The sequence below is a fragment of the Pseudomonas sp. MWU15-20650 genome, assembly GCF_023242475.1.
Classification (GTDB): domain Bacteria; phylum Pseudomonadota; class Gammaproteobacteria; order Pseudomonadales; family Pseudomonadaceae; genus Aquipseudomonas.
In genome coordinates this window covers 58,192-83,705 of record NZ_JALJFG010000004.1, presented here as the reverse complement: position 1 = coordinate 83,705, position 25,514 = coordinate 58,192, and the positions used below count along the sequence as shown (strand labels likewise).

Here is a 25,514-nt window from a genome sequence, read left to right as displayed (position 1 = left end):
ATGGATCGATTTCATGAAATGCTGGTGTTCGTGGCGGTGGCCGAGGAGGAGGGCTTTGCCGCTGCCGCGCGCCGCCTGAACACTTCGCCACCCAGCGTCACCCGGGCCATCGCCGCCATGGAACAGCGCATCGGCACCCAACTGCTGGCGCGCACTACGCGCAGCCTGCACCTGACCGAAGCCGGCCAGCGTTACCTAGAAGATTGCCGGCGCATCCTCGCTGAACTGGACGAGGCCGAGGAAGCGGCGGCGGGCAGTTATTCGATCCCCTGCGGTCACCTTACGGTGACCGCGCCGGTGCTGTTTGGCGAGCTGTATGTGGCGCCGGTACTGGGTGACTATCTCGACCGTTTTCCGCTGGTCAATATCAATGCCTTGCTGGTCGACCGTGTGGTGAACATGAGCGACGAAGGTGTCGACGTGGCCGTGCGCATCGGTCATCTGCAGGAGTCCGGTCAGCAGGTGCACAAGGTGGGGCAAGTGCGGCGTGTGGTCTGTGCATCGCCCGGCTATCTTGACCAGCATGGTCGGCCCCGGCATCCGCAGCAACTGCGTGAAGCCAGGATCGCCACCTCGTCTGCCAGCCAACTGATCAGCGAGTGGCAGTTTGTTGAGGCGGGCCAGGCGTTGACGGTGCCCATCGAGCCGCGACTCGTGGTCTCGGCGAACAACGCCGCGATCAACCTGGCGAAGCTGGGGTGGGGCATGACGCGGGTGTTGTCGTATCAAGTCGCGGCGGCCGTGGCGGCCGGTGAACTGGAGATTGTGCTGGAGGATTTCGAGCCCGCGCCACTGCCCATCCAGGTGGTGTTCCAGAAGACTGGCCGGGTGCCGGCCAAGGTCCACACATTTGTTGACTTCCTCAGCCATCGCCTCGGGCAGGACCGTGCCCTGAACCCGGCGATGCAGCCGCTCGGCTGATGGAACGTTATCGCGACATGCAGCTGTTTGTGGCGTTGGCCGGGCACTCGAGCTTGGCCTCGGCGGCCCGCAGCGCCCAGGTATCGGGCCCGACGCTGGTGCGCGCGATTGCCCGGTTGGAAGCGCGCCTGCGCGTGCCATTGTTGCAGCGCAGTACACGCGGTGTGAGCCTCAGCGACGCCGGCGCTGCGTACATGGCCGACTGCCTGCGCCTGCTGGCGGCCGTAGACGCCGCCGAAGCCTCGGCCGCCGGTTTGCACTGGCAGGTCCAAGGCAAACTGCGGGTATTTTTGCCGTTTCTGTTCAGCCGTTACGTGATGGCGCCGGTGTTGGCCGGTTATCTGGAGGATCACCCGGCCGTGCGCCTGGAGGCCCACTACCACGACTACTACCCGAACCTGCATGAAGAGGGGCTGGACGTGGCGGTGCTGGTGGGGGAACTGCCCAGTTCATCGTTGATCGCGCGGCCGGTGGGTTTCGTACGGCCTATCCTTTGCGCCAGCCCCGATTACCTCATGGCCAAGGGCGAACCGCTGCGCCCGGACGACCTCAAGCAGCATCGCCTGATTGCCAGCGCCGATCAGGTTCATTGGGACGTTCAGGGCGGCCCGCTCAAGGCCCGCGCACGCCTGCGCTGCTCCACGGTGCAAGGCGCGATCAATGCCGCCGTGCACGGCGCCGGGATTATCCGTTGCCTGAGCTACCCGGTTCACGAGTATTTGGTGAGCGGCCAATTGCGCCGCGTGTTGCACGCAGATGAACCGCTGCCATTGCCGGTGCACGTTGTCTACCGCGCGGGCCGCAATGCGCCCATGCGCGTGCGCAGCTTTGTCGATCACTGCGTGGCAGCACTGCGTGAGCACCCGGCATTTCAGTTGGCGTAATGATGGATTGCCCGGGGTGAGCATTCTGTTCAAGGCTGGCAAGGCGCAGCATTTGGGCATCTGACACGAGGTGAGCGCCATGAACCCGATTGAACAGTCCCCCTGGCACGCCGGCGAACGGCAACTGCAGGAAAGCGCCGGTGCCGCTGAGCGCATGGCAATGATTGGCCCGAAGGTGATTCGCGATCACCTGCCCGAGCAGCATCGGGATTTCTATCCCTTGCTGCCCTACCTGGTGCTTGGCGTCGTGGATGCGCACGGCATTCCCTGGGCGACGATGATTGAAGGCGCGCCAGGGTTTGCCCATTCGCCGGACCCACAGACGTTACAGATCGACAGCCTGCCGAGTGCGAGCGATCCCGCCCGAGCCGCGTTGCATACCGGCGCGGCGGTGGGCGTACTGGGCATTGACCTCAACACCCGGCGCCGCAACCGCATGAACGGACGTATTGGCGCCCTCGATCACGATGGCGTCTCGGTCGACGTGGTGCACACCTTCGGCAACTGCCCCAAGTACATCCAACTGCGGCCTGTCGAGTCGATCGCCCGCAAACCCGGCACCGTGGCCGAGCCCATCAGCCACCTGGATAACGCTGCACAAGCGCTGATCCGCAACGCCGACACCTTCTTCGTCGCCAGCTACGTGGATGTGCACGGCGAACGCTCGGTGGACGTGTCTCATCGCGGTGGCAATACGGGGTTTGTGCGTGTGGAAGGCGACGTGCTGACCATTCCCGACTTCGCCGGCAACCTGTTCTTCAACACCCTGGGCAACCTGCACGCCAACCCGGTGGCGGGGTTGCTGTTTGTTGATTTTGAAACAGGGGACGTGCTGCAAGTGGCCGGGCGTACTTCGTTGATTCTCAGCGGGCCGCAAGTGGCCGAGTTTGAAGGCGCGCAGCGATTGTGGACGGTGACGGTGGAGCATGGGGTCCGCCGTCCGGCAGCGTTGGCCTTGCGTTGGCAGTTTGCGCAGTTTTCGCCGTACAGTCTGGCGATGGGAACGTGGTAGCCGGGCACGCTCTTCCAGGTGCGGGCAGATCAACTGTGGGAGCTGTCGAGCCCCAGCGAGGCTGCGATGACGGCGGTAGGGTCGACCTATTCATTGGCTGACCCACCGCTATCGCGGCCTCGCTAAAGCTCGACGGCTCCCACAGGGGAACGTCATTGTTTGTGGCGTTTGGGTTGTTTCATCAGGCCACCGGGTATTCCCGGTTCAGCGCTTCATCTACCAGTAACTGCGCAATCTCGATCATCTGCACCACGGCCAGCACCTGCTAGCGGCCTTGGCCATCAAGGTGCTCGGCGCAGTCGTACGCGCAGACAGTCGCTGACTCAAGCATCTCGCTGGCATTGCTCAAGGCGGCTTCGGTGCTGAGGCCGGGACGGACGGTGACGATGACATCGGGAGGGGGTTGTGGGGTGGGGGACCCGTCATAGAAACCCGGCAGGCCGAAGTTTGTGTGAGAACGATCTGATGAACTCGGTCTATGGAAGGCGGTTAGCCTGACCCTGAGTAAGGGTGTAGTCAGTGTTGGGGAACAGTTGATTAGTCATCTCGATGATCTTGCTGTGTGCATCGATAAACTTGCCCATTCGGGCGCCGCCGGAGGTTGAGTCATACAGCGCCTGGCCGATCTGTCGCCCATTCTCGAACACCTGGATATCAGCAAAGCTCATGTACAACGCCAGGTCCCAGCTCCATGTGCCGATGTAAGTGGTCGACAACGCGCAATTGGCGGGCGGGCTGCCTGGCGGTAACTCGCGGGTCTGGAAACCTTTGCTGCGCAATTGGGCTGTGTAGGTGGTGTTGAAGCCTTCACGCAAGCCGGCAGCGGGGATCATGCAAATTTCGGGGGAGTGGACAGTCGAGGAGGGGACGGGGGTGACGGTTTGCGTGATGCTGCAGCCGGTGAGGGCGCTGCATGCCAGTACGAAAGCGATGACTGTTACCCGGTGCATAGCGACCTCCATGTCATAAGTAGTGGCTGGATGATAGCAGTGATAGTTCAACGTCGAGCACGATCCTTCGGGCGCAGCCGATCAAATGTGGGAGTTGTCGAGCCCCAGCGAGGCTGCGATGACGGCGGTAGGGTGGACCTATTCATTGGCTGACCCACCGCTATCGCGGCCTCGCAAGGGCTCGACGGCTCCCACAGGGGAGCGTCATGGTTGGTTGAGTTTGCGTAAGAGCGGTCTGATGACCGGGTGTGCGGACCGCAGCGTCAATACCGAATCATCACCGACTTAAGCTCGGTGTAATCCTCAATAAACGCGCTGCCAAACTCCCGCCCAACCCCCGAAGAACGGTTACCGCCAAACGGCACCGCCGGGTCAAGCAGGGTGTGCATGTTCACCCACAACGTGCCGGCATTGATCGCCGGGATCATGCGCAGGGCCTTGCCCAGGTCGTGGGTCCACAGGCTGGCGCTCAAGCCGTAGGGGCCGTTGTTCATCAGGGCGAGCAGTTCGTCTTCACTGTCGTAGGGCAGGAAGGTGGCGATGGGGCCGAAGGTTTCTTCGTTGAGCAGGGTGTCGTGGCTGCTGTTGGCGAGGATCACGGTGGGTTCGACGTAACAGCCTGGGCGGTCGATCAGCTTGCCGCCGTGGATGATCGTGTTGTTTTCGGCGCGGGCCTGGGCGAAGTAGCCGAGCAGTTTCTGCTGGTGTTGCTGGTGGGTCACGGGGCCGAATTCGGTGCGTTCATCCAGGGGCGAACCAATGGTCAGGCGGCTGAGACGGGTTTTGAGTTTCTCCAGCACGGCGTCGATCTGCGAGCGATGCACGTAGAAGCGTTCGGCCGCTGCACAGATCTGCCCCGAGTGCAAAAAGCCCGCCTCGATGATGCCATCCACCGCTTTGTCCACTTCGATGTCGCGCAGGAAGCCGGCGGCATTCTTGCCGCCCAGTTCCAGGGTGGCGCGGGTAAGGCCGGCGCCCATGGCGCTGCGGCCGACGGCGATGCCGGTGGGCACCGAGCCGGTGAATGACACTTTGTGGGTGCCGGGGTGTTCCACCAAGCCTTTGCCGACGTGGCCACCACCGGTCAGCACGTTGAGCACACCGGCCGGCAAGCCGGCGTCGATGGCCAGTTCGGCGATGCGCAGGATGGTCAGCGGTGTGAACTCGCTGGGCTTGATGATGATGCTGCACCCGGTCACCAGCGCCGAGGCGAGTTTCCAGATGGCAATCATGGTGGAAAAGTTCCACGGCACGATGCCCACCACCACGCCCACCGGTTCGCGCAGGGTGAAGGCGGTGTAGCGCTCGCCGTTGAACGAGGGGAGCGACGGGGTCAGGGTCTGGCCGCTGATCTTGGTGGCCCAACCGGCGTAATAGCGCAGGAAATGCGCGGCCTGGTCAACTTCGAACGCGCGGGAAATCTGAATGATCTTGCCCGACTGGCAGGTTTCGATCTGTGCCAGTTCTTCGCGGTGCTGTTCCAGCAGGTCGGCCAGTTTCAGCAAGACATTGCCGCGTGTCGCGGGGGCGGCCTGTGACCACCGCGCAAACCCCTGGTTGGCGCAGATGACCGCCGCGTCGATATCCGCCAGGTCCGCATCAGCAACCTGGGCGATCACTTGGCCGGTGGCGGGGTTGGTCACGTCAAGGGTCTGGCTGGAGTGGCTATGCACGGTGACGCCGTCGATAAACAACCCGTGGCGGCGACGCAAAAAGGCTTCGACTTGGGGCAGCAGCGGGATATCGCTCATGGCAGGTTCCTGGCAGTTCACAAAGGAAAACCTGAGCGTAACCAACGTGCCTGGGCGTGGCTTGACTGTGCCTGCCAGGTTTTATGCCTGTGTCTGCCGGGGCTATGAAAAGTACAACCTTGGCTGTGGAACGTGCATGTTCGGCCGGGCAGCGGCGACCGATACTGGCCCTGTATCCAGCGCCGTTCCACTCTTGGAGCGCCTGCCGGACTTCCAATAATAAGCAGGGCCGTCCATGAAAAAGCCAAACCCGCTCCTCGAAGACCTCAAGCCCATCCTGCCCGCCATCGCCGCGAATGCCGCGCGTGCCGAACACGAGCGCCAGGTGCCGGATGAAAATATCGCGTTGCTCAAAAGCATCGGCCTGCACCGCGCCTTCCAGCCCAAGGCATTTGGTGGCCTGGAACTGTCGCTGCCGGAGTTTGCCGACTGCATCGCCTTGCTGGCCGGCAGTTGCGCGAGTACCGCCTGGGCCATGAGTTTGTTGTGTACCCACAGTCATCAATTGGCGCTGTTTTCGGCCAGGCTGCAGGCGCAAATCTGGGGCGACAACCCGGATGCCACCGCCAGCAGCAGTATTGCGCCGTTCGGGCGGGTCACCGAAGGCGATGGCGGCGTGTACTTCAGTGGTGAAATGGGCTGGAGCAGCGGCTGCGATCATGCTGAGTGGGCGATTGTCGGTTGCCGTCGCCAGAACGCCGAAGGCACCCAGGATTATTGCTTTGCGGTGTTGCCGCGCAGCGACTACCAGATTCGTGACGACTGGTTCGCCGCCGGCATGAAGGGCAGCGGCACCAAGACCCTGATCATCGACAACGCCTGGGTGCCCGAACACCGTATCCAAAAGGCCAAGGACATGATGGAAGGCAAGTCCGCAGGTTTCGGCCTTTACCCCGACAGCCAGATTTTCTACGCGCCGTATCGGCCGTATTTCGCCAGTGGTTTTTCCACCGTCAGCCTCGGTGTTGCCGAGCGCATGCTGGAGGTGTTCCGAGAAAAAACCAAGACGCGGGTACGCGCCTATACCGGTGCTGCGGTGGGGGCGGCAACGCCCGCCTTGATGCGCCTGGCCGAGTCTACCCATCAGGTCGGTGCCGCCCGGGCCTTTCTGGAAAAGACCTGGCAGGAGCATGCCGAACACAGCGCCGCGCAGCGTTACCCGACGCGTGAAACCCTGGCGTTCTGGCGCACCAACCAGGCTTACGCGACCAAAATGTGCATCGAGGCGGTAGACCGCCTGTTCGCCGCAGCGGGCGGCAATGCGTGGTTTGAACACAATGAAATGCAGCGCCTGTTCCGCGATTCCCATATGACCGGTGCCCATGCCTACACCGACTATGACGTCTGTGCGCAGATCCTCGGTCGTGAGCTGATGGGCCTGGAGCCGGATCCCAGCATGGTGTGACGAGTTCTTCCACAACAACAATCAGGGCGCCCGTACGAGGGCTCCCGGGAGTCTTGCATGTCTGACAGCAACGTTTTCGACCCACGGGCCTTTCGCCGAGCCTTGGGCAATTTCGCCACCGGTGTGACCGTCGTGACGGCCGCCACTGCCTCCGGGCGCAAGGTGGGCGTGACGGCCAACAGTTTCAATTCGGTGTCCCTCGACCCTCCGTTGGTGCTGTGGAGCATCGACAAACGTTCCAACAGCCATGAGGTGTTCGAGGAGGCCAGCCACTTTGCCGTGAATGTGCTGGCGGCGGACCAGGTGCACCTGTCCAACACCTTTGCACGCCCGCGTGAAGACCGCTTCGCCTTGATCGAATACGAACCGGGGGAGGGCGGCTCGCCAGTGTTCGCCGATTGCTCGGCGCGGTTTCACTGTGAGAAATACCAGCAAGTGGACGGTGGTGACCATTGGATCATGATCGGCAAGGTGGTGGCTTTTGATGACTTCGGCCGTGCGCCGCTGCTTTATCATCAAGGGGCCTACGCCGAGGTCCGGGCGCTGCGTCCGTGCGCGCCCGAAGCGGTTCAGAACGGTACGGCGACCACCAGCTGACTGTACACGTTGGTGCCATTGCCGCCGACCTGGTTGCCGCCGGTCTCGGCATCCTTGTTGGGTGTGTACAGGCCCAGCAGCGGCGTGATGATCAGGTGCTCGTTGACCGCCCATTCGGCATACAGGTCCAGCTCGCGGCCATCGAGGTTCAACTGGCCGCGGGTGCTGACGGTGCGGTAGTCGAAGAACAGCGCGCCGAGGGTGACGTTGTCCAACGGCTTGACCTTGAGCGCGACGTGCTGCACCGCTGTGTTGCTGTTGTAGGGGCCGGAATAGTTGCCTGCCACTTCACCTTGCACCCAGGTGCCGTAGCCGCGATTGAAGCCTGAGAACATCCCGTCCCAGTCTTTGGAATAGCGTGCGTAGCGGTAGGTCAGGTCCGGGGCCCCCGGAACGTTGGCGAAGGTGTAGCCGGCTTCGGCGTAGCCTGCGTTTTCCTGGCTGTCGCGGCGGTCCTGGCGCGCCAGCTCAAAGGCGAAGTGCGCGTTGTCGATGCCCGCGTTACCCGCGCCGCGCACGCTGTAGAGGTTCATGCCCTTGCGCTGGCGTTGCAGGTCGGTGGCGAAGCGCTCATCCACATCGATCCCGTGAATATACGTGAGCCCCAGGGTGCCGGGCGCGGCGCTGTATTCCAGGGTACCGGCGGCCATTTCGGTCATGGCCTGGGCGGGGTTGTCGGATTTGATCCACATCAGGCTGCCGTGCACCCCGTCTTTGCCGCCCAGGCGAATCACCGCCGTCTTGTCGAAGGCATGGCGTGCGGCGATGTAGTAGGCGCCGCCGCGGTTGAACTCACCGTCGCCCACGCCTTTGCCCAGGTTGGGGCCGTCGTCGTTGATGATGAAACCGTCGCCGAGCATGATGATCTGGCGGCCGAACGACAGGTCCAAGCCGTCCTTGCCCAGTGCCGGGAACAGGTCGCCGGAACGCCAGCCGGCGAAGGCTTCATCAAACTTGGTGGTGCGTTCGGTGCCGTTGGTCACCCCCGATGCGTCGCCATCACCCCAGGTGCCGGAACTCACCAGGTTGGCGGTGCCGTACACGCCGCCAAAGCTGCCCAGGCTTTGCTCGACGCTCAGGCCGTATTTGATGAACGCTTCGCGCCAAGTAGAACCGCCGCTGCGGCCATCGTAGTTTTTCGGGCTGTTGAACATCCCGTAGACGGCCAGGAAGTTACCGCTGACCTTGGTGTCGGTATCCGCGTACAGCTCGATCGCCTGAGCCTTGCCGATCAGTAACGCAATGCCCAGGCCGACCGCCCGGCGCAGGCGGCGGTTTTTCAGTGTGTGCTCCATTGTTATTGTCCCCATCTTGGTTAAGAGTGAGGGCGCATTAGGGCGAGCGGTGGGCGCCCAAGTCTTTCATTTGCGTGCCAGGGAATTGACCCTGACCGCCAGGCGGCACACCGTGGCAGGGAGCAACAAAACCGGCGGCAGACAGGGGCAAGACGATCAACTCGAGTGGGGCGCACAGTGCCGACACATTAAAAAAAACCGCTTCCGAGGGCCCCACTATGTCGATCAATGACCGACTCACCGCGCACCTGAACCAGGGCACGGTCGGTTTCCCCACCGCGTTGGCCAGCACCATTGGCCTGATCATGGCCAGCCCGGTGATTCTTACCGCCACCATGGGCTTTGGCATCGGCGGCAGCGCCTTTGCCCTGGCGATGTTGATTGCCGTGGTGATGATGCTGGCCCAGGCCACCACCTTCGCCGAAGCCGCGTCGATCCTGCCCACCACGGGCTCGGTGTATGACTACATCAATTGCGGCATGGGGCGTTTTTTTGCGATCACCGGCACCTTGTCGGCCTACCTGATCGTGCATGTCTTTGCCGGTACCGCCGAAACCATCCTTTCCGGCGTCATGGCCTTGGTGAACTTCGAACACCTCAATACCCTGGCGCAATCCGCGGGTGGCTCGTGGCTGCTGGGCGTGGGGTTCGTGTTGGTGTTCGGCGTGCTGAACGCCTTTGGGGTCAGTGCGTTTGGGCGGGCGGAAATCATCCTCACGTTCGGCATGTGGACCACGCTCATGGTGTTTGGTGTGCTGGGCCTGCTTGCCGCGCCGGCGGTGCAACTGGATGGCTGGTTCGGTGAGTCGCTGGTGGGCACCGACCTGGTCACCGTGCTGTCGCTGGTGGGCATGGCAATGTTCATGTTTGTGGGCTGTGAGTTCGTCACACCGTTGGCGCCGGACCTGCGCCAATCGGCCAAGGTCATGCCCCGCGCGATGATGCTCGGGCTGATCGGCGTGGCCAGCTGCATGTTCATCTACGGTGCGGCGATGAAACGCCAGGTGGAAAACGTGCTGCTCGACGCCGCTTCCGGCACGCACCTGCTGGACACGCCCATGGCGATCCCCAAGTTCGCCGAACAGGTGATGGGGCAGGTCGGCCCGCTGTGGCTGGGCATCGGCTTTCTGTTTGCGGGCGCGGCAACCATCAACACCTTGATGGCCGGTGTGCCGCGCATCCTCTACGGCATGGCGGTGGACGGGGCATTGCCCAAGGTGTTCACCTACCTGCACCCACGCTTCAAGACGCCGCTGCTGTGCATCCTGGTGGCGATGCTGATTCCGTGCCTGCACGCGCTGTACCTGGGCGGCAACACCGATAACATCATGCACCTGGTGCTGGCGGCGGTGTGTGCGTGGAGTTTCGCCTACCTGTTGGTGACGGTGTCGGTGGTGATTTTGCGCATTCGTCGGCCGGATTTGCCTCGGGCCTATCGTTCGCCGTGGTTCCCGCTGCCGCAGATCGTGTCGAGCATCGGCATCCTGCTGGGCATGTGGTTTATCACACCGCCCGGCATGAACCCTGCGGATATCTACGTGCCCTTTGGCGTGATGCTCGGTGTGACGGCGCTGTATGCGCTGTTCTGGACCCTCGTGGTGCAGAAGGTCAACCCCTTCAAGCCGGCCTCCGTGGAGGAGGTGCTGGCCAAGGAATTTTGCAACGAACCGGGGCACTCACATGAAGGTTATGGCGACCTTGCGGCAAAAACTGTTTGAGCTGTTTCGGGCCGATCGCGCCCCGACGGGGTATCGCCCCGGGGTGACCCTGGAACACCTGCGGCGCAACCTTGGGCTGGCGACTTTCGAACGGCTGTCTGCTACCCGCGCGCAGGTCTGCGTGGACGACTGGGTAGGGGAGATTGTCGAGCGCACCGAGTCCCAGCTGTTGATGCACCTGGTGATGACTGAATTCGTACTGCGGGTGCCCGCTTCAACAGGCCGCGCGGGGCGCTTCGACGTGCACCATGGCGGCGCGATTCGACGCAGCGGGATTCGTGTGCGGCGCCGCTCGGGCAACCAGGCGCTCGGGCGTGAATTGCAGGCGCGGATACTGGCCGATCACGCGTTGTTCCAGGCGTTGATGCCGCTGGATTTCAAGCGCCTGCGCATAGCGCTGCAAGACCAGCAATGGTGCGTTCGCCTGGAACACATGGGCGGCAGCGAGGTGGTCAATCGCCTGCCGGCGTTCAGGCGTTATATCGCTTTGAGCGCTGCGCAGCGCGCTCACTTGCTGGCAACCTTGGCCGGCTTGCAACGGGTATTGTCGAACCTCTGATTGGCATCATTAGTGCTTCTGCAATGGCATACAGGTAGTTGTTGCGTGCATATAGATAACATGTTAACTATTGCGCCAGAACAACAATAAAGACGCCATTGCGGAGACACCCCATGAGCATCCAACAGCATGCACACGACGGGCTGGACAGCTGGAACCACGAGCTGCGCGCCGTGTGCGGTCATTTTGATACGGAACTGGCTTTCAACCGGTCGTTGTTTATCGGTGAAATCAGCAATTTGCCGCGCGGCCTGGCTATCCTGCGCACCAATGCCGGGCTGATCAAGCGCCCGGCGCACCACGCCGACCACGATAACGACCAGGACTGTTTCCTGGTCAGCCAGCGCAGTGGTTATTCGCAGATCGTGCAGAACGGCCAGACCCTGCAACTGGCCCCCGGCGAAATGCTGTTGATGGACTCGGTGGGCTCCATCGAAATCACTCCTTTCGGCTTGATCGAGCATGCCTCTTTATCCCTGTCGCGCCCTGAAGTGTGCAAGCACTTGGGTGGCCAGGCGCGTGCCTTCGGCAAGATCTCCTCGACCAAAGCCTGTGGGCGCATGTTGCATGTGTTGATGGACCAACTGTGCAAGGACGACACCGAAGATGGCGGCGGTGAGGTGGAGGCGTTGCAAACAGCATTCGTCTCGCTGTTGGGCTCGGCTTTGGAGCAGGGCGATGAGTGCCGCGAGGGCGTTGCTTCGCTGCAAGGCAATAACCTGCGCAGCTATGTGCAAAAGGTGATTGATGAGTCGCTGAGCCAGCCCGGGCTGAGCCCGATTGGTCTGGCCAACCGGCTGAACATTTCGGTACGGCATTTGTACCGCTTGTTCGAGGAGCAGGACGACAGCGTCTGCCGCTACATCCAGCGGGCGCGGCTCAAGCGCAGCGCAGATGACCTGACCAACCCGTTCCTCAGGAGCGAGTCGATCACCTCGATTGCCTACAAATGGGGTTTTACCGATTCGGCGCATTTCAGCCGCTCGTTCAAGAAGCAATTCGAGGTGTCGCCCAAGGACTTTCGTTCCAGCCGGTTGCAGGCGGTGGGGGCATACACCACTCGGCACCTCGCCTAGGCTCGGATTACGGCCAGCGTGGTTACCGTTGGCTGCTACACAATTACCGTCGAACGCAAATCGGCTGTTGTGGCGAGCGGGCTTGTCCCGCGTCGGGCTGCGCAGCAGCCCCAGTAAAGGCACTGAAATTCTTCCTGAAAAAACTCAGCGCCTGGTTTTGGGGCTGCTTCGCAGCCCAACGCGGGACAAGCCCGCTCGCCACAGGGGAATATGACTGCCTTCAAAAGTTGTGTAGAGACCTATGGCTATCGGGGGCAAGCCCTCCCACATTCGAACCGAGACAAGTTTCAGACTTCTGGCAGGGTAGAGCCACCATCCACCACTAATGTCTGGCCGGTGATGTAACCGGCCAAGTCCGAGGCCAGAAACAACATGGCTCCTGCAATATCCGCCGCTACGCCCAGGCGCCCGAGGGGGACGCGGCTGGCAATCTGGTCATTCAGGGCCGAGTCACCCAGGTTGTCCATCGCTGGGGTGGCGATCATGCCGGGCTCCACGCCATTGACCCGCACATTCAAGGGCGCCAGTTCCAACGCCGCATTGCGGATAAAACCATTGACGCCGGCCTTGGACGCCGCGTAGTGGCTCAGCCCCGGATAGCCGACCCGGTTGCCGGTCACCGAAGACGTCACCAGCACGCAGCCGCGACCCTGCTCTCGAAACTTCGGCAGCGCCGCCTGGGTCAGCCAGAACAGCGCCGAGAGGTTCACAGCCAAGGTGCGTTGCAAGAGGGCCGGGGTGATATCGGCAAAGGCGGTCAGCGGGAAATACCCGGCGTTGTGCACCAGCACATCCAGCTGCGCCAACCCTTGAACGCACGTGAACACCGCGTCGGCGTCCGCCAGATCCACACCGACGGCTTGTACATGATAACCCTGTGCGCACAGCGCTGCCGCCACGGCCTCGGCCTGTGTGAGCAGGCGGTCGGCAATCACCACCCGCGCGCCACGCTGGGCAAATGCTTCGACGATACCCCGGCCAATGCCTTGGGCACCGCCGGTGACCAGCACCCCTTGCCCGTTGAAATCCAGGTCATTCGGCATGGCTGGGCTCCAGGCGCGTGAAGGCTAATGTCGGCACATCGACGATGCTCGAACCGCCGTCGGCCACTAACGTCGCACCGGTGATAATCGACGCATCAGGCGAAGCCAGGAACCGGCACACCGTGGCAATTTCTTCGGCGCGGGCAGCCCGACGCAGCGGCACGTCGGCACACACACGGTCATAGGCTTGCTGCAAGGTATCGCCATAGGCGTCCATCAGCGGTTGCATCTCCGCATCCGCCATGGGCGTGTGCACCCAACCCGGGCACACCGCGTTCACCCGCACGCCGTGGGGCCCATAGTCTCGCGCCAGCGAGCGGTTGAGCCCGAGCAGCGCATGCTTGGCCGTGGTGTAGCCGCACACCTCGGGCCCTGCGGCCAATGAGGCGATGGAGCCGATCAGCACGATGTTGCCGGCGCTTGCCTGCAGCATCGGCAGGCAGGCGCGGGCGCTGTAGAACGCGCTGTCGAGGTTGCTGCGCAGGGCGCTTTCCCAGGTCTCGGGGCGGGTCTGGGTCGCGCTGCCCAGGCCATGGCCGCCGGCGCAGGCCAGCAGCACATCGAGGCGTCCGTAATGGGTCCGGATCTGCCGGATGAACCCGTCCCACGTCGTTGGGCAAGCTGCGTCGCCCACCAGAATCAGGCCACCGGTTTCAAGCGCGACCTGTTCCAGCGGCTCACGGCGCCGGCCGATCAGCACCAGTCGCGCGCCCTCCTGTGCGTACAACCGCGCGCAGGCTGCACCGATGCCGGTACCAGCACCGGTAATGACCACCGTGCGCGGCTCAGTCACGGGGGTACTCCGTGCGGTTGAGCACCTGGCAATAGGAACTGATCGGGAAGTTCGACAACGCGTCGAAGGACGCCCCGGCATAGCCGAAGATCTTGCCGTCGCTGCGGTGCTGTTGCAGGTCGATCAATACCAGGCCGAGGGTGGGCACGATCTTCTCTTGCCAGACGAACAGGTACAGTTGGTCGGCGATCTTGTAGTAATGGCAGCGGTCGGTGTCGCACAAACCTTGCTCCACCCCTTTGAGGCATTGCCAGGCGTAGAAACCCGAGTTGAGGTAGATATGCTCATAGACCTCGCTGGGGCTGTAACGGTACTGGTTGCGCAGGCCCACCAGTTCCTCGGTCGGCGCATGCCGGCAATGGCCGTCCTGCCACGGGCGGTCGAGGCTGCCGTGGAGGAAGTCGGCCCGCACCGAGGTCAACGGTTTGCCGGCCAGTGCACGGTGGTAGAGACCTTCGTGAGTCTCTGCTTGATCCGGCAGACGGCCGATCACCGCGGTAAATGAGGCGTTGGGTGTATCCAGCACCAGGCTGATCGACCAGCTTTGCCCGGCTTCGTGCTTGATGAAATCCACCAGGTACAGGCCCGGGCGAATCGAAGTGGCGCGGTAGGCGGCGCTGCCACTGGAGTGACCATCGGCGGCATGCCAAGCCAGGCGGTCGTGTTCGAAACGGTGTTCGATCTGCCAGCCGTTGGCGAAGTGCAGGGTGAACGTCTGGCCGGCCAGGTCGGCGAGGTTGGGCAGGATAAAAGCCTGCGGGGCGAAACCGTCGGCCAGGGCGCCGACGGTGATCCAGTCAGAAGAACTCGTCATGGCAACGCCCCCTTACGCGACAGCGAAGTAGTGTTTGACGAAGCTCTCGCTGACCACTTCCCACAGCACGGGCGTGCCCTTGGTCACGAACCAGCTGTCGCCGGCCTTGTAGCGCGTGGACTGACCGGTGGCCTCGTCGGTCAGCACCACCTCGCCAGTCACCACCGTGGCTTGTTCGGCGAACGGGTAGACCATGCGGAACTTGCCCTGGGTGGTGCCGAAGTAAGCGCTGCTGACGGCATCGGTCGGCGCGCCGAAGGTCATCTTGCCGAAGGCGCGGACCTCGCCTGCGAGGATCTCGGAGCCGAGGTCGGCCACAGTGCCCCAGGCGTCGAGTTCTGACAGCTGAATGTTGTGTTTGATCGTGGTAAGGGTCATGGCAGTGGTTCCTGATGCGTGAAAAAAGAGGGTTAGCGGCGCCCGTTCCAGTAGCCGGACAGTTGGTGCCAGGATTTACCCGCCGTCAGCAGCAAAGGGCGGATGGCGTCTTTACCGATGATGGTCGGGCGGTGGATCGAACTGACCAGGTCATAGCGTGCCGAGCCTTCGCTCATGCCTTCGGCCAGGACCTTGCAGATGATGTGGCTGGGGGTGACGCCAAAGCCTGAATAGCCCTGTACGAAAAACGCGTTGCTGCGCCCCGGCAAGGTGCCGATCTGCGGGAACAGGTTGGGGCTGCACGCCATCGGGCCGCCCCAGGCCAGGTCGATTTTCACGTCCTTGAGGTAGGGGAAAATCTTCAGCATGAGGTTGCGGTTCCAGGCTTTGAGGTCGCCGGGAATATGTTCGACCAATGGTGTCGCGGCCCCGAACAACAGGCGGTTTTCGTTGGTGACGCGGTAGTAGTCGATCACTGGGCGGATGTCGCTGTAGGCTCCACGGATTGGGCTGATACGCTGGATCAATTCCTCGGACAAGGGCTCAGTCATCATCTGGAATGCGTAGGTGTTGATGGTCGAACGATGCAGCTCCGGTTCCAGCTTGTTGAGGAAGCTGTCACAGGCCCACAGCAACTTGCTGGCGCGCACTGAGCCTCGCCCGGTACGCACGGTGATGCGCTCGCCGTAGCTGACTTCCAGGGCCGGGCTGTTTTCGAAAATCCGCACGCCGTGGCTGGCCAGGGCCGTGGCTTCACCCAGCAGCAGGTTCAGCGAATGCACGTGCCCGCCGCCCATGTGCAGCAGGGCGCTGGTGTAGGCGTTGGAGCCAATGATCTGCTGCACATCGGAGCTGCCGAGAAAGCGGATCTCGTGCTGGCTGTTGATCGACTTGAAGTCTTTTTCCCAGGCCCGCAGGGTCTTTTCCTGGCGAGCGTTGAACCCCATGTAGCCGTAGCCGTGGCAGAAGTCCGCGTCGATGTTGTACTTGGCAATGCGGTTCTTGATGATGTCGGCGCCCAGGTCACTGATCTCGAACACCTGGCGCAGGCCGTCTTCGCCGACGTCCTTCTTGATCTTTTCCAGGTCGTGGCCGATACCTGCCATGATCTGCCCGCCGTTGCGACCGGTGCCGCCAAAGCCCAGGTAGCGTGCTTCAAGTACGACAATGTTGGTGATGCCTTTCTCGGCCAGTTCCAGGGCCGTGTTGATTCCGGAAAAACCGCCACCGATGACCACGACGTCAGCGTCGATGTCGTGTTCCAGGGTGGGGAAGCTGAGGTTGTACTTCTTGGTGGCGGTGTAATACGTGGGGGTTTCAATGTTGATCATGGCGCAGCCTGAAAAAGTGAAGGAAGGCTCTAAAGCGGATGCCTCCATTAGGGGCCCTGGCGGGATGGAAGTCTTGATCCTGCGTGCCCAGGCTTTTGATTCAGCGCGCCACGGGCGCAGCGATAAGCAAGTTATAGCGCGCTCGTCGGCCGGGAATGTTAGAGTTTCGTTAAACTATTAACTAAATACGCCGTGACCCCTGATCTTATGCCGAAACCTCGACAGTCCTTGACCTTGGCGCTGCTGCAAGCCCGTGAAGCCGCCATGAGTTTTTTCCGTCCGTCCTTGAATGAACATGGCCTGACCGAACAGCAATGGCGGATCATCCGCATCCTTGAACAGCATGGTGAACTGGAGATTTACCAACTCGCGGAGTTGGCGTGCATCCTCAAGCCCAGCATGACCGGCGTGCTGGTGCGCATGGAGGCCGCCGGCATGGTGCACCGCCGCAAGGCCGAGCAGGACCAGCGCCGGGTGCTTATCACCTTGGCCGACAAGGGCAAGGCGAGTTTCGAGTCCATGAGCCAGTGCATGGAAGCCAACTACCAGCGCTTGCAGGATCAGTTGGGCGAGGAGAAATTCCAGACCTTGTTGGGGCTTTTGGATGACTTGAAGAACATCAAGCGCTGAGGTGATCTCCTAATCACAGCAGGTCAAAATGTGGGAGAGGGCAAGCCCCCTCCCACATTGGATCTCAGTACACGCCACCTGTGTGGTTGGCCTCTGGAGTGCCCTTGAATTTCCCGGCCAGGCTCTGCAACCCGCGCATCAACACCGTGGTGTCCACCCCCACCGCCACAAACGTCGCCCCCAACTCGATAGAGCGCCGTGCCAGGTTTTCGTCGGCACTGAGTATCCCGGCTGCCTTGCCCGCCTTGACGATGCGGGTAATCGCGTCTTCAATCGCTGCCTGCACCTGCGGGTGCCCTGGATTACCGCGATAGCCCATGGATGCGCTCAAGTCCGCCGGGCCGATAAACACACCGTCCACGCCATCGACGGCCGCGATGGCGTCCAGGTTGGCCAGGCCCTCGCGGTTTTCAATTTGCACCAGCAGGCACATCTGCGTGTCGGCCTGTTCGAGGTAGCCAGGGATGCTGTTCCAACGCGAAGCTCGGGCCAGGGCGCTGCCGACACCGCGAATGCCATGGGGCGGGTAGCGCATGGCGCGCACCAGTTCCTGGGCCTGGGCCGCGCTTTCCACCATGGGAACCAGCAGCGTCTGGGCGCCGATGTCCAGCAGTTGCTTGATCAGCGCAGTGTCACCGATCACCGGGCGAATCACTGCCTGGCTAGGGTAGGGCGCAATGGCCTGCAATTGGCCGAGCATGCCTTGCAGGTGATTGGGCGCGTGTTCGCCGTCGATCAGCAGCCAGTCGAAACCGGCGTTGGCGGCGAGTTCTGCGCAGTAGGCATCCGCGAGGCCGAGCCACAGGCCGATTTGCACTTGGCCCTGGCCCAGGCGTTGTTTGAAGCGGTTGATGGGCATGTCCATGATCAATCCTCCAGGGTTCAGACGAAACGGCACGCGATCGACCCTAGCAGGTCGTAATCCACATGGAAGGTATCGCCCGGGCGGGCCGCCACCGGGCGGGTAAACGAGCCGCCGAGGATGACTTGCCCGGGCAGCAGCGTGACGTCATACGGTGCCAGTTTGTTAGCCAGCCACGCCACGCCCTTGGCCGGATGGTTGAGCACCGCCGCCGACACGCCGGACTCTTCGATCACACCGTTGCGGTACAGCACCGCGGGCACTTTGCGCAGGTCGATCTCGGTAGGGCGCACGGCGCGGCCACCCAGCACCACACCGGCATTCGCGGCGTTGTCCGAGATGGTGTCGAACACCTTGCGGGTCGCGTTGGTCTGCGGGTCGACCTGCTGGATACGGGCGTCGATGATCTCCAGTGCCGGGATCACCCATTCGGTGGCGTCGAGCACATCGAACACCGTGCAGTGGGGCCCCTTGAGCGGTTTGCCGAGGATGAAGGCCAGTTCCACTTCCACACGGGGCACGATAAAGCGTTCGAAAGGAATATCACTGCCTTCGTCGAAAAACATGTCGTCGAGCAACGCGCCGTAATCGGGCTCGGTGATGTTCGACGAGACCTGCATGGCCCGGGAGGTGAGGCCGATCTTGTGGCCCTTCAAGGTGCGCCCGTCCTTGATCTTCTGTGCCACCCAGGCGCGCTGGATGGCATAGGCGTCCTCAAGGGTGATGCCCGGGTAGTCGAGGGAAAACTGGCGGACCTGTTCGCGGTGGCGTTCGGCGTGGTCGAGCTGGGCGGCGGCCGCAAGGATTTGCTGGGAGTCGAGCATGGCAACGGTCTCTAGTGTGGGTTGACGATGGCGGCACGGGTGCGCAGCACCAGCAGGCCGCCGAGGGCGATAAACAGGGCGAGTACATACAGGGCCAGGCTGGCGCTCTGGGTGGCGTCGCGCATCCAGCCGATCAGGTAGGGCGCGAGGAACGCGGCGATGCTGCCGAACGAGCTGATCATGGCGATGCCCGCGGCTTGTGTGGTGTTGGCGAGAAACGCCGGCGGCAGCTGCCAGAACATCGGCAGGGCAGCGCTGGCCCCCATGCCGGCGACCACCAGCCCGCCCATCACCAGCAGCGGATTACCCGGCGCCAGGCCCGCCACGGCAATACCGACGGCGGCCATCAGCAGCGGTATACACAGGTGCCAGCGGCGTTCGCGATGGCGGTCGGACGAGCGCCCGCAGCCGATCATGAAGAAACAGCCGGCCAGGTACGGCACGGCGCTGAGCAAGCCGACCTGGCTGTCGCGGCCAATGCCGGCGCCGTGGATCAGCGTCGGCATCCAGAACGCCAAGGTGTTGACCGCCAGCATCACCGCAAAGTACACCGCCACCAGCAGCCACACCTGCGGGTCACGCAGGATGCCGCCGAATGACGTGATGGTCTTGCGTTGTTCTTCGCTGCGCAGTTGCGCGCGCAGTTGCTGTTTTTGCTCAGGCGTCAGCCAGCTCACGGAGTCGAAACCATCCGGCAGCCACTTGAGCACCACCAGCCCCAGCAGCACCACCGGGGCGCCTTCGATCAGGAACATCCATTGCCAGCCGCGCAGGCTGCCCACGTCGTGGAAGCTCTCCAGGATCGCCCCGGACAGCGGCCCGCCCAGTACCCCGGCCATCGGCACGGCAATGGCGAACAAGGCGGTGACCTGGGCGCGGCGCCGTGCCGGGTACCAGCGGTTGAGAAACACCAGGATGCCGGGGAAAAAACCGGCTTCGGCCACCCCGAGCAGAAAGCGCAGCACATAGAAACCGCGGGCGCTGTCCACCCACAACATGCCGGTGGACAACAGGCCCCACACCACCATCAGGCTGGCGATCCAGCGCCGTGGCCCGACACGGTCCAGGGCCATGTTGCTGGGCACGCCGAACAGCGCATAGGCGATAAAGAACAGCCCGGCGCCGAAGCCGTAGACCGTGTCGCTAAAGTGCAGGTCGCTGCTCATCTGCATCTTGGCGAAGCCAATGTTGATGCGGTCCAGATGGGCGAACAGGTAGCACGCCAGCAACAGCGGCATCAGGCGCCAGGTGACTAAACGATGGGTGCGGTCGTGCTCAGCCAGCGCGAGGCTGGCTGTCGAATGGGCTGTGCTCATGGTGTTGTACTTTTTGTCTGAGTGGCCGTGGGGAGAGCGGCGGATTTATCCCGCCGGGTTATTCAGGAACGCATGCACGTTGTTCTGCTTGAAATTGAGCTGCGGGTGCAGCTCGATCATCTCGAACGACAGCGCCAGCAAGCGTTGCGCCTGCAGCTCGGCGAAGTGCGCCGTGATCACGGCGAACAACGCTTCGGCCACCGCCTGGCGCGTAGCCAGGTCGCGGCCGTGGCCGACCTTGAGGGTCATGTGCACAAAGGCGTAGTCGTGTTTGCCATCGGCCATGCGCCAGGTGTCCAGGCGCACGCCACGGCTGCGAATACCGCCGAGGGGAAACACGCCGGTGTCTCCCAGTACGCGGTGGACCTTTTCAAACAGGCCGGGCAGGTCGGCCTGTTGTTCGATGTTGTCGGTGTACTCGGCGATAAAGTGCGGCATGGGTTTCTCCCAGGTTTACAGCGGGAAAATCGCGTTGATTTGGCCGGTGCCCGAACTGCCGAACGGCGCCGTGATGATCTCTGCGGGCTGGGCATAGGCCGGCCCGCCGAGCAGGCCCAGGAGCATGGCGGTGTCGTGCATCTTGCCTTCGCCAAAGCAGTGTTCGGCGTAGTCCGGCAGCATCGCGCAGAACTCCTTGAAGCGGCCTTGCTTCCACATCTCCACCACATGCAGGTCCATTTGCTTGTCGAATTCTCGGGTCCAGTTGTGGATGTTCGCTTCGGCCTGGCGATCATCCGAGAACCGATGCGACAACGAGCCGGACGCCAGCACCAGCACCTTGCGGTCACTTTTCTCGATCGCTCGACGCACGGCGGCGCCGAAGGCAAAGCTGTCTTCCAGGCGATGCCAGGCGCACCACGCCGCGATGGAGATGACCTTGAGCTTTTGCTCCGGTGCCACGTCCATGTGCATATAGCGCATGGGCACCAGGGTGCCGTATTCCAGCTCCAGGCTCGGGATGTTATGGGCCATGCTGCGCACGCCGGCGAGGTTGGCTTCGGCGGCGATCAACTCGCCCAGCTCGGGGCAGCCGGGATAGTCGTAGTCCATGTTCTTGATGAAGTGCGGCAGTTCGTTACTGGTGTAGGTGCCCTGGAAATGCTCGCCGCAATTGACGTGGTAACCGCTGTTGACCAGCCAGTGCACGTCGAACACCACCGCTGTGTCGGCCCCCAGCTCGCGGGCGCGTCGGCCGATTTCCTTGTGGCCGGCAATCGCCGCTTCGCGACAGCCATGATGTTTGCCGGGCAGTTCCGACAGGTACATCGACGGTACGTGGCAGATCTTCGCTGCCAGGACCACTTCGCCCATGATGATTCTCCTGAGTCATTATTCTTGTTGGCGTGCAAACGCGGGTGGCTACACACCCCAGCGCGGGATGTGGTGGCTGCCCATGGAAATGCACACGTTCTTGATCTCGGCAAACACTTCGAAGCTGTACTGGCCACCTTCACGCCCGGTACCGGAGCCTTTGACCCCACCGAACGGCTGGCGCAGGTCGCGCACATTCTGGCTGTTGATAAATACCATGCCGGCTTCGATACCGCGCGCCAGGCGATGGGCCTTGCCGATGTCCTGGGTCCAGATATAGGACGCCAGGCCGTATTCGGTGTCGTTGGCCAATTGCAGCGCTTGGGCTTCGTCCTTGAATGGAATCAGGCACACCACCGGGCCGAAAATTTCTTCCTGGGCGATGCGCATCTGGTTGTTCACATCAGCGAACACGGTTGGCTGGATGAACTGGCCTTTGCTCAGGTGCGCCGGCAAGTTGGCCGGGCGCTCCAGCCCACCGGCCAGCAGCGTGGCGCCTTCCTCAAGACCGATCTTGATGTAGCCGGTGACCTTGTCGTAATGCGCTTGGGTGATCATCGAACCGACCTGGGTCTTGGGGTCTTGAGGGTCACCCACAATCAGGCGCTTGGCGCGGGCTGCAAATTCGGCGACAAATTGCGGGTAGACACTTTCCTGGATAAAGACCCGGCTACCGGCCGTGCAACGCTCACCGTTCAAGGAGAAGATGGTGAACAACGCGGCGTCGAGGGCGCGTTCCAGGTCAGCGTCTTCAAAAATCAGTACCGGCGACTTGCCGCCCAGTTCCATGGAGTACTTTTTCAGGCCGGCGGTCTGCATGATTTTCTTGCCGGTGGCGGTGCCGCCGGTGAAGGAAATTGCGCGTACGTCCGGGTGACGCACCAAGGCATCGCCAGCGGTGGCGCCGTAGCCCTGGATCACGTTGAGCACGCCGTTGGGTATCCCGGCTTCTACGGCCAGGCGCCCCAGCTCATTGGCGGTCAGGGGCGACAGTTCCGACATCTTCAACACCGCCGTATTGCCCAGGGCCAGGCACGGCGCGGTCTTCCAGGTGGCGGTCATGAACGGCACGTTCCACGGCGACACCAACCCGCACACGCCCACCGGCTGGTACAAGGTGTAGTTGAGCATCTGGTCGTCCACGGGGTAGCTGTGGCCATCCATGCGTGTGCAGACTTCGGCGAAGAAGTCGAAGTTGTGCGAGGCGCGTGGGATCAAGACGTTTTTGGTCTGGTGGATCGGCAGGCCGGTGTCGAGGGTCTCCAGTTCGGCCAGGTGTGGCACGTTTTGCTCGATCAACTCACCGAGCTTGCGCATCAGCCGTGCGCGTTCCTTGGCCGGCGTGTTGGCCCACTTGGGAAACGCCTCTTTGGCCGCCGCCACGGCTTGCGCGACTTCTTCGGCGCCGCCGCTGGCGACTTCACCGATGGCCTCGCCGGTGGCCGGGTTGTAGTTGATGAAGACGTCTTTGCTTTCGACCTCACGGCCGTTGATCCAGTGTTTGATCATGTTGCTCAAGCCTCTTTCCGGGCGGAGAAAAATTCCGCCTCGCTGACAATTCGGTTGACCAGACGGCCCACGCCTTCGACTTCCACCACCACTTCATCCCCCGGCACCACATCGGCCAGGCCCTCGGGCGTGCCGGTGGCGATCATGTCGCCCGGTTGCAGGGTCATAAAGCTGGACAGGTATTCAATGAGGTAGGGGATGTCGAAAATCATGTCTTGAGTGCTGCCTTCCTGGCGTAGCTCGCCGTTGACCCAGGTGCGCAGCTTCAAGTTGCTCGGGTCGGGCACATCGGCCACGTCGACGATCCACGGGCCCACCGGGGTGGTGGCGTCGCGGTTTTTAACGCGCAGGTTGGGGCGGTAGTAGTTTTCCAGGTAGTCGCGGATCGCGTAGTCGTTGCACACCGTGTAACCGGCCAGGTAAGCCAGGGCGTCGGCACGCTTGACGTTGCGTGCGGTTTTGCCGATCACCGCCACCAGCTCGCACTCGTAGTGCATGTAGGCGACGTTGTCCGGGCGCCAGGTGACTTGGCGGTGGCCGGTGTAGGTACCGATGGACTTGATGAAGACCAGCGGCTCGGTGGGCGGCTTGAAGGCCAGCTCGGCAGCGTGGTCGGCGTAGTTCAAGCCGAGGGCGAACATAGTGCCGGTAGCGGGCGGCAGCCATTGCACCTGTTCTTCGGCAAGCAGGCGGCCGTCATCCAGGCGTACGCGGGAGTCGGCTTGCACCAACACCGTGTGGGTTGCACCTTCAAAGCGTATACGGGCGTGTTTCATGCTCAAACCTCCGCCTGGACGGTGTTGCTCAGGCGGCCAACGCCTGTGATCTCGACGTCGACCTCGTCACCTGGCTGCACATCCACGCGGCCCTCCGGGGTGCCGGTGATCAGCACATCGCCGGGGTGCAGGGTCATGAATTCGCTGATCTCGGCAATCAATTGCGGGATATCCCGGACCCAGTGGGCGGTGGAGTTTTCTTGTCGCAGTTGGCCGTTGACGAAGAGCTTGAGGTTCAGCTGATTAGGGTTGGCGACTTGATCCCTTGGAATCAGGTCCGGCCCCAAGGCACAAAAACCATCGCGGCATTTGGCTTTGACGGCGGGACGGTAGTAGCTGTCTTCCGGCAGGCTGAATTCATTCACCACCACGTACCCGGCCACATGAGCCATGGCGTTTTCCAGGCTGACGCGACTGGCACGCAGGCCGATCACCACACCCAGGGCCGGCCCCGGTTGCAGGCGTTCACCCGCAGGCTGCAGCACCACACCGCCGTGCTCATTGCGCGTATTCGGGGTCTTGATAAATAGCACCGGCTTGGTCGGCGGCTTCTGGTAGGGCGCCTGCTGGAAGGCGGCGAGATGCTGGTCCAGCAGGCCCTGATAGTTCAGCGCGACGCCGAACAAGGTGCCGCTGGCAACATCATGCAGGGTACGGCTCATGCGTTTCTCCTGGCGGTGGCGACTGCTGCATAGGCAGTTCGTTAATGTATTAACGTTATAATTAATATGTTAACTACCGTCAAGCGTGGCAAAATCCAGCGGCATCAGAACAACAAAAAGAGAGCAGCGTGAAGCCGATTCCCAACATCAACATTGGGCAGGTCTACGACCAGCGTTACAGCGACGCCGAGGTGCATTACGACAAGCTCGGCAACCTGGCGGGGTTCTTCGGGCGCTCGATGCCCGTGCACCGGCACGACCGCTTTTTCCAGGTGCATTACGTGAAAAGTGGAGCGGTGCGGGTCTATCTGGATGACCGCCAATACGTGGAGTCGGGGCCGATGTTTTTCCTCACACCGCCCACGGTGCCACACGCCTTTGTCACCGAAACCGATGCCGATGGGCATGTGCTCACAGTGCGCCAGCAACTGGTGTGGGGACTGATCGACGCTGATCCCAGCCTCGCCTCCGGCGCGGCCTGTGTGGCGCTGAGGCCCGAGGACCAAGGGCTGGATCAGCTCTTCGAAGAGCTGTGCAGCGAGATCAACGCGCAACGGGCAGGGCGCGCCGCCGCGCTCGACAGCCTGACGCGCCTGATCATGATCCGCCTGCTGCGCCTATGTGCCCATTCCTTGCCGGCACGTCCGACCCAGCATGAAGACCTGCGCATTTTTCATCGCTTCAACGAACTGATCGAGGCCCACTACCTGGAGCACTGGCCGCTGGCGCGTTATGCCGAAGGCATCGGCGTGACCCAAGCGCGGCTCAATGAGGTATGCCGACGCCTGGCCGACTTGCCGTCCAAGCGCCTGGTCCTTGAGCGGTTGATGCAAGAAGCCAAGCGCCTGTTGTTGTTTACCGGAAGCTCCGCGAATGAAATCTGCTACCAGCTGGGCTTCAAGGACCCGGCGTATTTCAGCCGGTTTTTCCTGCGTTACGCACAGATGACACCGGGGGCGTACCGGCTGCGGCAGTCGGGTTGCGTGGATGAATGTTCGGATGAAACAAGCCGTGTTGAGGAATTTTCCGATAGCAAATAACGGAGTTTGAAGCCTGTTGTTACCCGATAACGGGAACCTTTCCCTTTGGTTCGCCAC

Annotated in this window: 25 protein-coding genes and 1 pseudogene; 10 read left to right on the top strand and 16 right to left on the bottom strand. The window is 62.3% G+C overall.

Annotation, left to right across the window (positions count from 1 at the left end):
• From M5B43_RS05525 to M5B43_RS05515, 3 genes are all read left to right on the top strand, one after another.
• Complete coding sequence (locus M5B43_RS05525; RefSeq protein WP_248749148.1) at positions 1-921, top strand: LysR family transcriptional regulator; 921 nt, start codon at positions 1-3, stop codon at positions 919-921.
• Positions 921-1,805 carry a LysR substrate-binding domain-containing protein gene (locus M5B43_RS05520; RefSeq protein ID WP_248749147.1) on the top strand — a complete coding sequence of 295 codons (885 nt, stop codon included), beginning with the start codon at positions 921-923 and terminating at the stop codon, positions 1,803-1,805. Before M5B43_RS05525 ends, M5B43_RS05520 begins: the two co-directional genes overlap by 1 nt.
• A gap of 79 nt (positions 1,806-1,884) precedes the next feature.
• Entirely contained in the window at positions 1,885-2,817 is a 933-nt protein-coding gene (locus M5B43_RS05515) for a pyridoxamine 5'-phosphate oxidase family protein (RefSeq protein ID WP_248749146.1), read from the top strand.
• A 476-nt stretch (positions 2,818-3,293) separates the two neighbouring features.
• Here the strand turns inward: M5B43_RS05515 and M5B43_RS05510 are convergent, their stop codons facing one another.
• Together M5B43_RS05510 and M5B43_RS05505 are read right to left on the bottom strand one after the other, a co-directional pair.
• Positions 3,294-3,767: an Sbal_3080 family lipoprotein gene (locus tag M5B43_RS05510; RefSeq protein ID WP_248749145.1), complete on the bottom strand. Its 474-nt coding sequence runs from the start codon at positions 3,765-3,767 to the stop codon at positions 3,294-3,296.
• A gap of 263 nt (positions 3,768-4,030) precedes the next feature.
• Positions 4,031-5,518: an aldehyde dehydrogenase family protein gene (locus M5B43_RS05505; RefSeq protein WP_248749144.1), complete on the bottom strand. Its 1,488-nt coding sequence runs from the start codon at positions 5,516-5,518 to the stop codon at positions 4,031-4,033.
• 235 nt (positions 5,519-5,753) lie between these two features.
• Here M5B43_RS05505 and M5B43_RS05500 point away from each other — a divergent pair, with 235 nt between their 5' ends.
• Positions 5,754-6,923: a p-hydroxyphenylacetate 3-hydroxylase oxygenase component gene (locus tag M5B43_RS05500; RefSeq protein ID WP_248749143.1), complete on the top strand. Its 1,170-nt coding sequence runs from the start codon at positions 5,754-5,756 to the stop codon at positions 6,921-6,923.
• Between the two features lie 57 nt (positions 6,924-6,980).
• A pseudogene (locus M5B43_RS05495) lies at positions 6,981-7,454 on the top strand (flavin reductase family protein); the annotation flags it as partial.
• Between the two features lie 38 nt (positions 7,455-7,492).
• On the opposite strand, the gene M5B43_RS05490 reads toward M5B43_RS05495, so the two are convergent.
• The gene (locus M5B43_RS05490) at positions 7,493-8,815 is read right to left on the bottom strand and encodes an alginate export family protein (protein WP_248749142.1); all 1,323 of its coding nucleotides are present in this window, start codon (positions 8,813-8,815) and stop codon (positions 7,493-7,495) included.
• 218 nt (positions 8,816-9,033) lie between these two features.
• On the opposite strand from M5B43_RS05490, the gene M5B43_RS05485 reads away from it, so the two are divergent.
• The 3 genes from M5B43_RS05485 (at position 9,034) to feaR (ending at position 12,168) form a co-directional block, all read left to right on the top strand.
• Positions 9,034-10,533 carry an APC family permease gene (locus tag M5B43_RS05485; RefSeq protein ID WP_248749141.1) on the top strand — a complete coding sequence of 500 codons (1,500 nt, stop codon included), beginning with the start codon at positions 9,034-9,036 and terminating at the stop codon, positions 10,531-10,533.
• Positions 10,496-11,092 (top strand): DUF3156 family protein, encoded by a 597-nt coding sequence (locus M5B43_RS05480; protein ID WP_248749140.1) that lies wholly within the window; start codon positions 10,496-10,498, stop codon positions 11,090-11,092. The genes M5B43_RS05485 and M5B43_RS05480 overlap by 38 nt, the downstream gene beginning before the upstream one ends.
• 113 nt (positions 11,093-11,205) lie before the next feature.
• Entirely contained in the window at positions 11,206-12,168 is a 963-nt protein-coding gene (gene feaR, locus M5B43_RS05475) for a transcriptional regulator FeaR (RefSeq protein ID WP_248749139.1), read from the top strand.
• A 287-nt stretch (positions 12,169-12,455) separates the two neighbouring features.
• On the opposite strand, the gene M5B43_RS05470 is transcribed toward feaR, so the two are convergent.
• From M5B43_RS05470 to M5B43_RS05450, 5 genes are read right to left on the bottom strand one after another with little or no spacing between them, the layout of a single operon-like run.
• On the bottom strand, positions 12,456-13,211 hold the full coding sequence (locus M5B43_RS05470) for an SDR family oxidoreductase (RefSeq protein WP_248749138.1): 756 nt from the start codon (positions 13,209-13,211) through the stop codon (positions 12,456-12,458).
• Positions 13,201-14,004, bottom strand: coding sequence for an SDR family oxidoreductase (locus M5B43_RS05465; RefSeq protein ID WP_248749137.1), 804 nt, complete (start codon positions 14,002-14,004; stop codon positions 13,201-13,203). Before M5B43_RS05465 ends, M5B43_RS05470 begins: the two co-directional genes overlap by 11 nt.
• Positions 13,997-14,818, bottom strand: a complete 822-nt coding sequence (locus tag M5B43_RS05460) for a molybdenum cofactor biosynthesis F family protein (protein WP_248749136.1) — start codon at positions 14,816-14,818, stop codon at positions 13,997-13,999. The genes M5B43_RS05465 and M5B43_RS05460 overlap by 8 nt, the downstream gene beginning before the upstream one ends.
• A 12-nt stretch (positions 14,819-14,830) precedes the next feature.
• Positions 14,831-15,196 (bottom strand): cupin domain-containing protein, encoded by a 366-nt coding sequence (locus M5B43_RS05455; protein WP_248749135.1) that lies wholly within the window; start codon positions 15,194-15,196, stop codon positions 14,831-14,833.
• A 32-nt stretch (positions 15,197-15,228) separates the two neighbouring features.
• Positions 15,229-16,527 carry an FAD-binding oxidoreductase gene (locus M5B43_RS05450; RefSeq protein ID WP_248749134.1) on the bottom strand — a complete coding sequence of 433 codons (1,299 nt, stop codon included), beginning with the start codon at positions 16,525-16,527 and terminating at the stop codon, positions 15,229-15,231.
• Positions 16,528-16,734: 207 nt separating this feature from the next.
• On the opposite strand from M5B43_RS05450, the gene hpaR reads away from it, so the two are divergent.
• Complete coding sequence (gene hpaR / locus M5B43_RS05445; protein ID WP_248749133.1) at positions 16,735-17,157, top strand: homoprotocatechuate degradation operon regulator HpaR; 423 nt, start codon at positions 16,735-16,737, stop codon at positions 17,155-17,157.
• 64 nt (positions 17,158-17,221) lie between these two features.
• Here the strand turns inward: hpaR and hpaI are convergent, their stop codons facing one another.
• The 8 genes from hpaI to M5B43_RS05405 are packed head-to-tail and all read right to left on the bottom strand — an operon-like array spanning position 17,222 to position 24,417.
• The gene (hpaI, locus tag M5B43_RS05440; protein ID WP_248749132.1) at positions 17,222-18,022 is read right to left on the bottom strand and encodes a 4-hydroxy-2-oxoheptanedioate aldolase; all 801 of its coding nucleotides are present in this window, start codon (positions 18,020-18,022) and stop codon (positions 17,222-17,224) included.
• 17 nt (positions 18,023-18,039) lie between these two features.
• On the bottom strand, positions 18,040-18,843 hold the full coding sequence (hpaH, locus tag M5B43_RS05435) for a 2-oxo-hept-4-ene-1,7-dioate hydratase (protein WP_248749131.1): 804 nt from the start codon (positions 18,841-18,843) through the stop codon (positions 18,040-18,042).
• Positions 18,844-18,854: 11 nt separating this feature from the next.
• Positions 18,855-20,159, bottom strand: a complete 1,305-nt coding sequence (locus M5B43_RS05430) for an MFS transporter (protein WP_248749130.1) — start codon at positions 20,157-20,159, stop codon at positions 18,855-18,857.
• 45 nt (positions 20,160-20,204) lie between these two features.
• The gene (locus tag M5B43_RS05425; protein ID WP_248749129.1) at positions 20,205-20,597 is read right to left on the bottom strand and encodes a 5-carboxymethyl-2-hydroxymuconate Delta-isomerase; all 393 of its coding nucleotides are present in this window, start codon (positions 20,595-20,597) and stop codon (positions 20,205-20,207) included.
• A gap of 15 nt (positions 20,598-20,612) precedes the next feature.
• Entirely contained in the window at positions 20,613-21,470 is an 858-nt protein-coding gene (hpaD, locus tag M5B43_RS05420) for a 3,4-dihydroxyphenylacetate 2,3-dioxygenase (RefSeq protein ID WP_248749128.1), read from the bottom strand.
• A gap of 48 nt (positions 21,471-21,518) precedes the next feature.
• Complete coding sequence (gene hpaE, locus M5B43_RS05415) at positions 21,519-22,979, bottom strand: 5-carboxymethyl-2-hydroxymuconate semialdehyde dehydrogenase (RefSeq protein WP_248749127.1); 1,461 nt, start codon at positions 22,977-22,979, stop codon at positions 21,519-21,521.
• A gap of 5 nt (positions 22,980-22,984) precedes the next feature.
• Positions 22,985-23,755, bottom strand: coding sequence for a fumarylacetoacetate hydrolase family protein (locus M5B43_RS05410; RefSeq protein WP_248749126.1), 771 nt, complete (start codon positions 23,753-23,755; stop codon positions 22,985-22,987).
• Between the two features lie 2 nt (positions 23,756-23,757).
• Positions 23,758-24,417 (bottom strand): fumarylacetoacetate hydrolase family protein, encoded by a 660-nt coding sequence (locus M5B43_RS05405; RefSeq protein WP_248749125.1) that lies wholly within the window; start codon positions 24,415-24,417, stop codon positions 23,758-23,760.
• 128 nt (positions 24,418-24,545) lie between these two features.
• Here M5B43_RS05405 and hpaA point away from each other — a divergent pair, with 128 nt between their 5' ends.
• Complete coding sequence (hpaA, locus tag M5B43_RS05400) at positions 24,546-25,457, top strand: 4-hydroxyphenylacetate catabolism regulatory protein HpaA (RefSeq protein WP_248749124.1); 912 nt, start codon at positions 24,546-24,548, stop codon at positions 25,455-25,457.
• The last annotated feature ends 57 nt before the right edge of the window (positions 25,458-25,514 follow it).

Excerpts from the sequence above, each read along its gene's own strand:
- M5B43_RS05505 (WP_248749144.1), bottom strand. The coding sequence starts at position 5,518 with ATGAGCGATATCCCGCTGCTGCCCCAAGTCGAAGCCTTTTTGCGTCGC.
- M5B43_RS05405 (WP_248749125.1), bottom strand. The coding sequence starts at position 24,417 with ATGAGCCGTACCCTGCATGATGTTGCCAGCGGCACCTTGTTCGGCGTC.
- M5B43_RS05480 (WP_248749140.1), top strand. The coding sequence starts at position 10,496 with ATGAAGGTTATGGCGACCTTGCGGCAAAAACTGTTTGAGCTGTTTCGG.
- M5B43_RS05450 (WP_248749134.1), bottom strand. The coding sequence starts at position 16,527 with ATGATCAACATTGAAACCCCCACGTATTACACCGCCACCAAGAAGTAC.
- M5B43_RS05425 (WP_248749129.1), bottom strand. The coding sequence starts at position 20,597 with ATGCCGCACTTTATCGCCGAGTACACCGACAACATCGAACAACAGGCC.
- hpaD (WP_248749128.1), bottom strand. The coding sequence starts at position 21,470 with ATGGGCGAAGTGGTCCTGGCAGCGAAGATCTGCCACGTACCGTCGATG.
- M5B43_RS05430 (WP_248749130.1), bottom strand. The coding sequence starts at position 20,159 with ATGAGCACAGCCCATTCGACAGCCAGCCTCGCGCTGGCTGAGCACGAC.
- M5B43_RS05490 (WP_248749142.1), bottom strand. The coding sequence starts at position 8,815 with ATGGAGCACACACTGAAAAACCGCCGCCTGCGCCGGGCGGTCGGCCTG.
- M5B43_RS05510 (WP_248749145.1), bottom strand. The coding sequence starts at position 3,767 with ATGCACCGGGTAACAGTCATCGCTTTCGTACTGGCATGCAGCGCCCTC.
- M5B43_RS05460 (WP_248749136.1), bottom strand. The coding sequence starts at position 14,818 with ATGACGAGTTCTTCTGACTGGATCACCGTCGGCGCCCTGGCCGACGGT.
- M5B43_RS05500 (WP_248749143.1), top strand. The coding sequence starts at position 5,754 with ATGAAAAAGCCAAACCCGCTCCTCGAAGACCTCAAGCCCATCCTGCCC.
- M5B43_RS05520 (WP_248749147.1), top strand. The coding sequence starts at position 921 with ATGGAACGTTATCGCGACATGCAGCTGTTTGTGGCGTTGGCCGGGCAC.
- M5B43_RS05410 (WP_248749126.1), bottom strand. The coding sequence starts at position 23,755 with ATGAAACACGCCCGTATACGCTTTGAAGGTGCAACCCACACGGTGTTG.
- hpaE (WP_248749127.1), bottom strand. The coding sequence starts at position 22,979 with ATGATCAAACACTGGATCAACGGCCGTGAGGTCGAAAGCAAAGACGTC.
- M5B43_RS05470 (WP_248749138.1), bottom strand. The coding sequence starts at position 13,211 with ATGCCGAATGACCTGGATTTCAACGGGCAAGGGGTGCTGGTCACCGGC.
- M5B43_RS05525 (WP_248749148.1), top strand. The coding sequence starts at position 1 with ATGGATCGATTTCATGAAATGCTGGTGTTCGTGGCGGTGGCCGAGGAG.
- M5B43_RS05485 (WP_248749141.1), top strand. The coding sequence starts at position 9,034 with ATGTCGATCAATGACCGACTCACCGCGCACCTGAACCAGGGCACGGTC.
- M5B43_RS05515 (WP_248749146.1), top strand. The coding sequence starts at position 1,885 with ATGAACCCGATTGAACAGTCCCCCTGGCACGCCGGCGAACGGCAACTG.
- feaR (WP_248749139.1), top strand. The coding sequence starts at position 11,206 with ATGAGCATCCAACAGCATGCACACGACGGGCTGGACAGCTGGAACCAC.
- M5B43_RS05455 (WP_248749135.1), bottom strand. The coding sequence starts at position 15,196 with ATGACCCTTACCACGATCAAACACAACATTCAGCTGTCAGAACTCGAC.
- hpaI (WP_248749132.1), bottom strand. The coding sequence starts at position 18,022 with ATGGACATGCCCATCAACCGCTTCAAACAACGCCTGGGCCAGGGCCAA.
- hpaR (WP_248749133.1), top strand. The coding sequence starts at position 16,735 with ATGCCGAAACCTCGACAGTCCTTGACCTTGGCGCTGCTGCAAGCCCGT.
- hpaH (WP_248749131.1), bottom strand. The coding sequence starts at position 18,843 with ATGCTCGACTCCCAGCAAATCCTTGCGGCCGCCGCCCAGCTCGACCAC.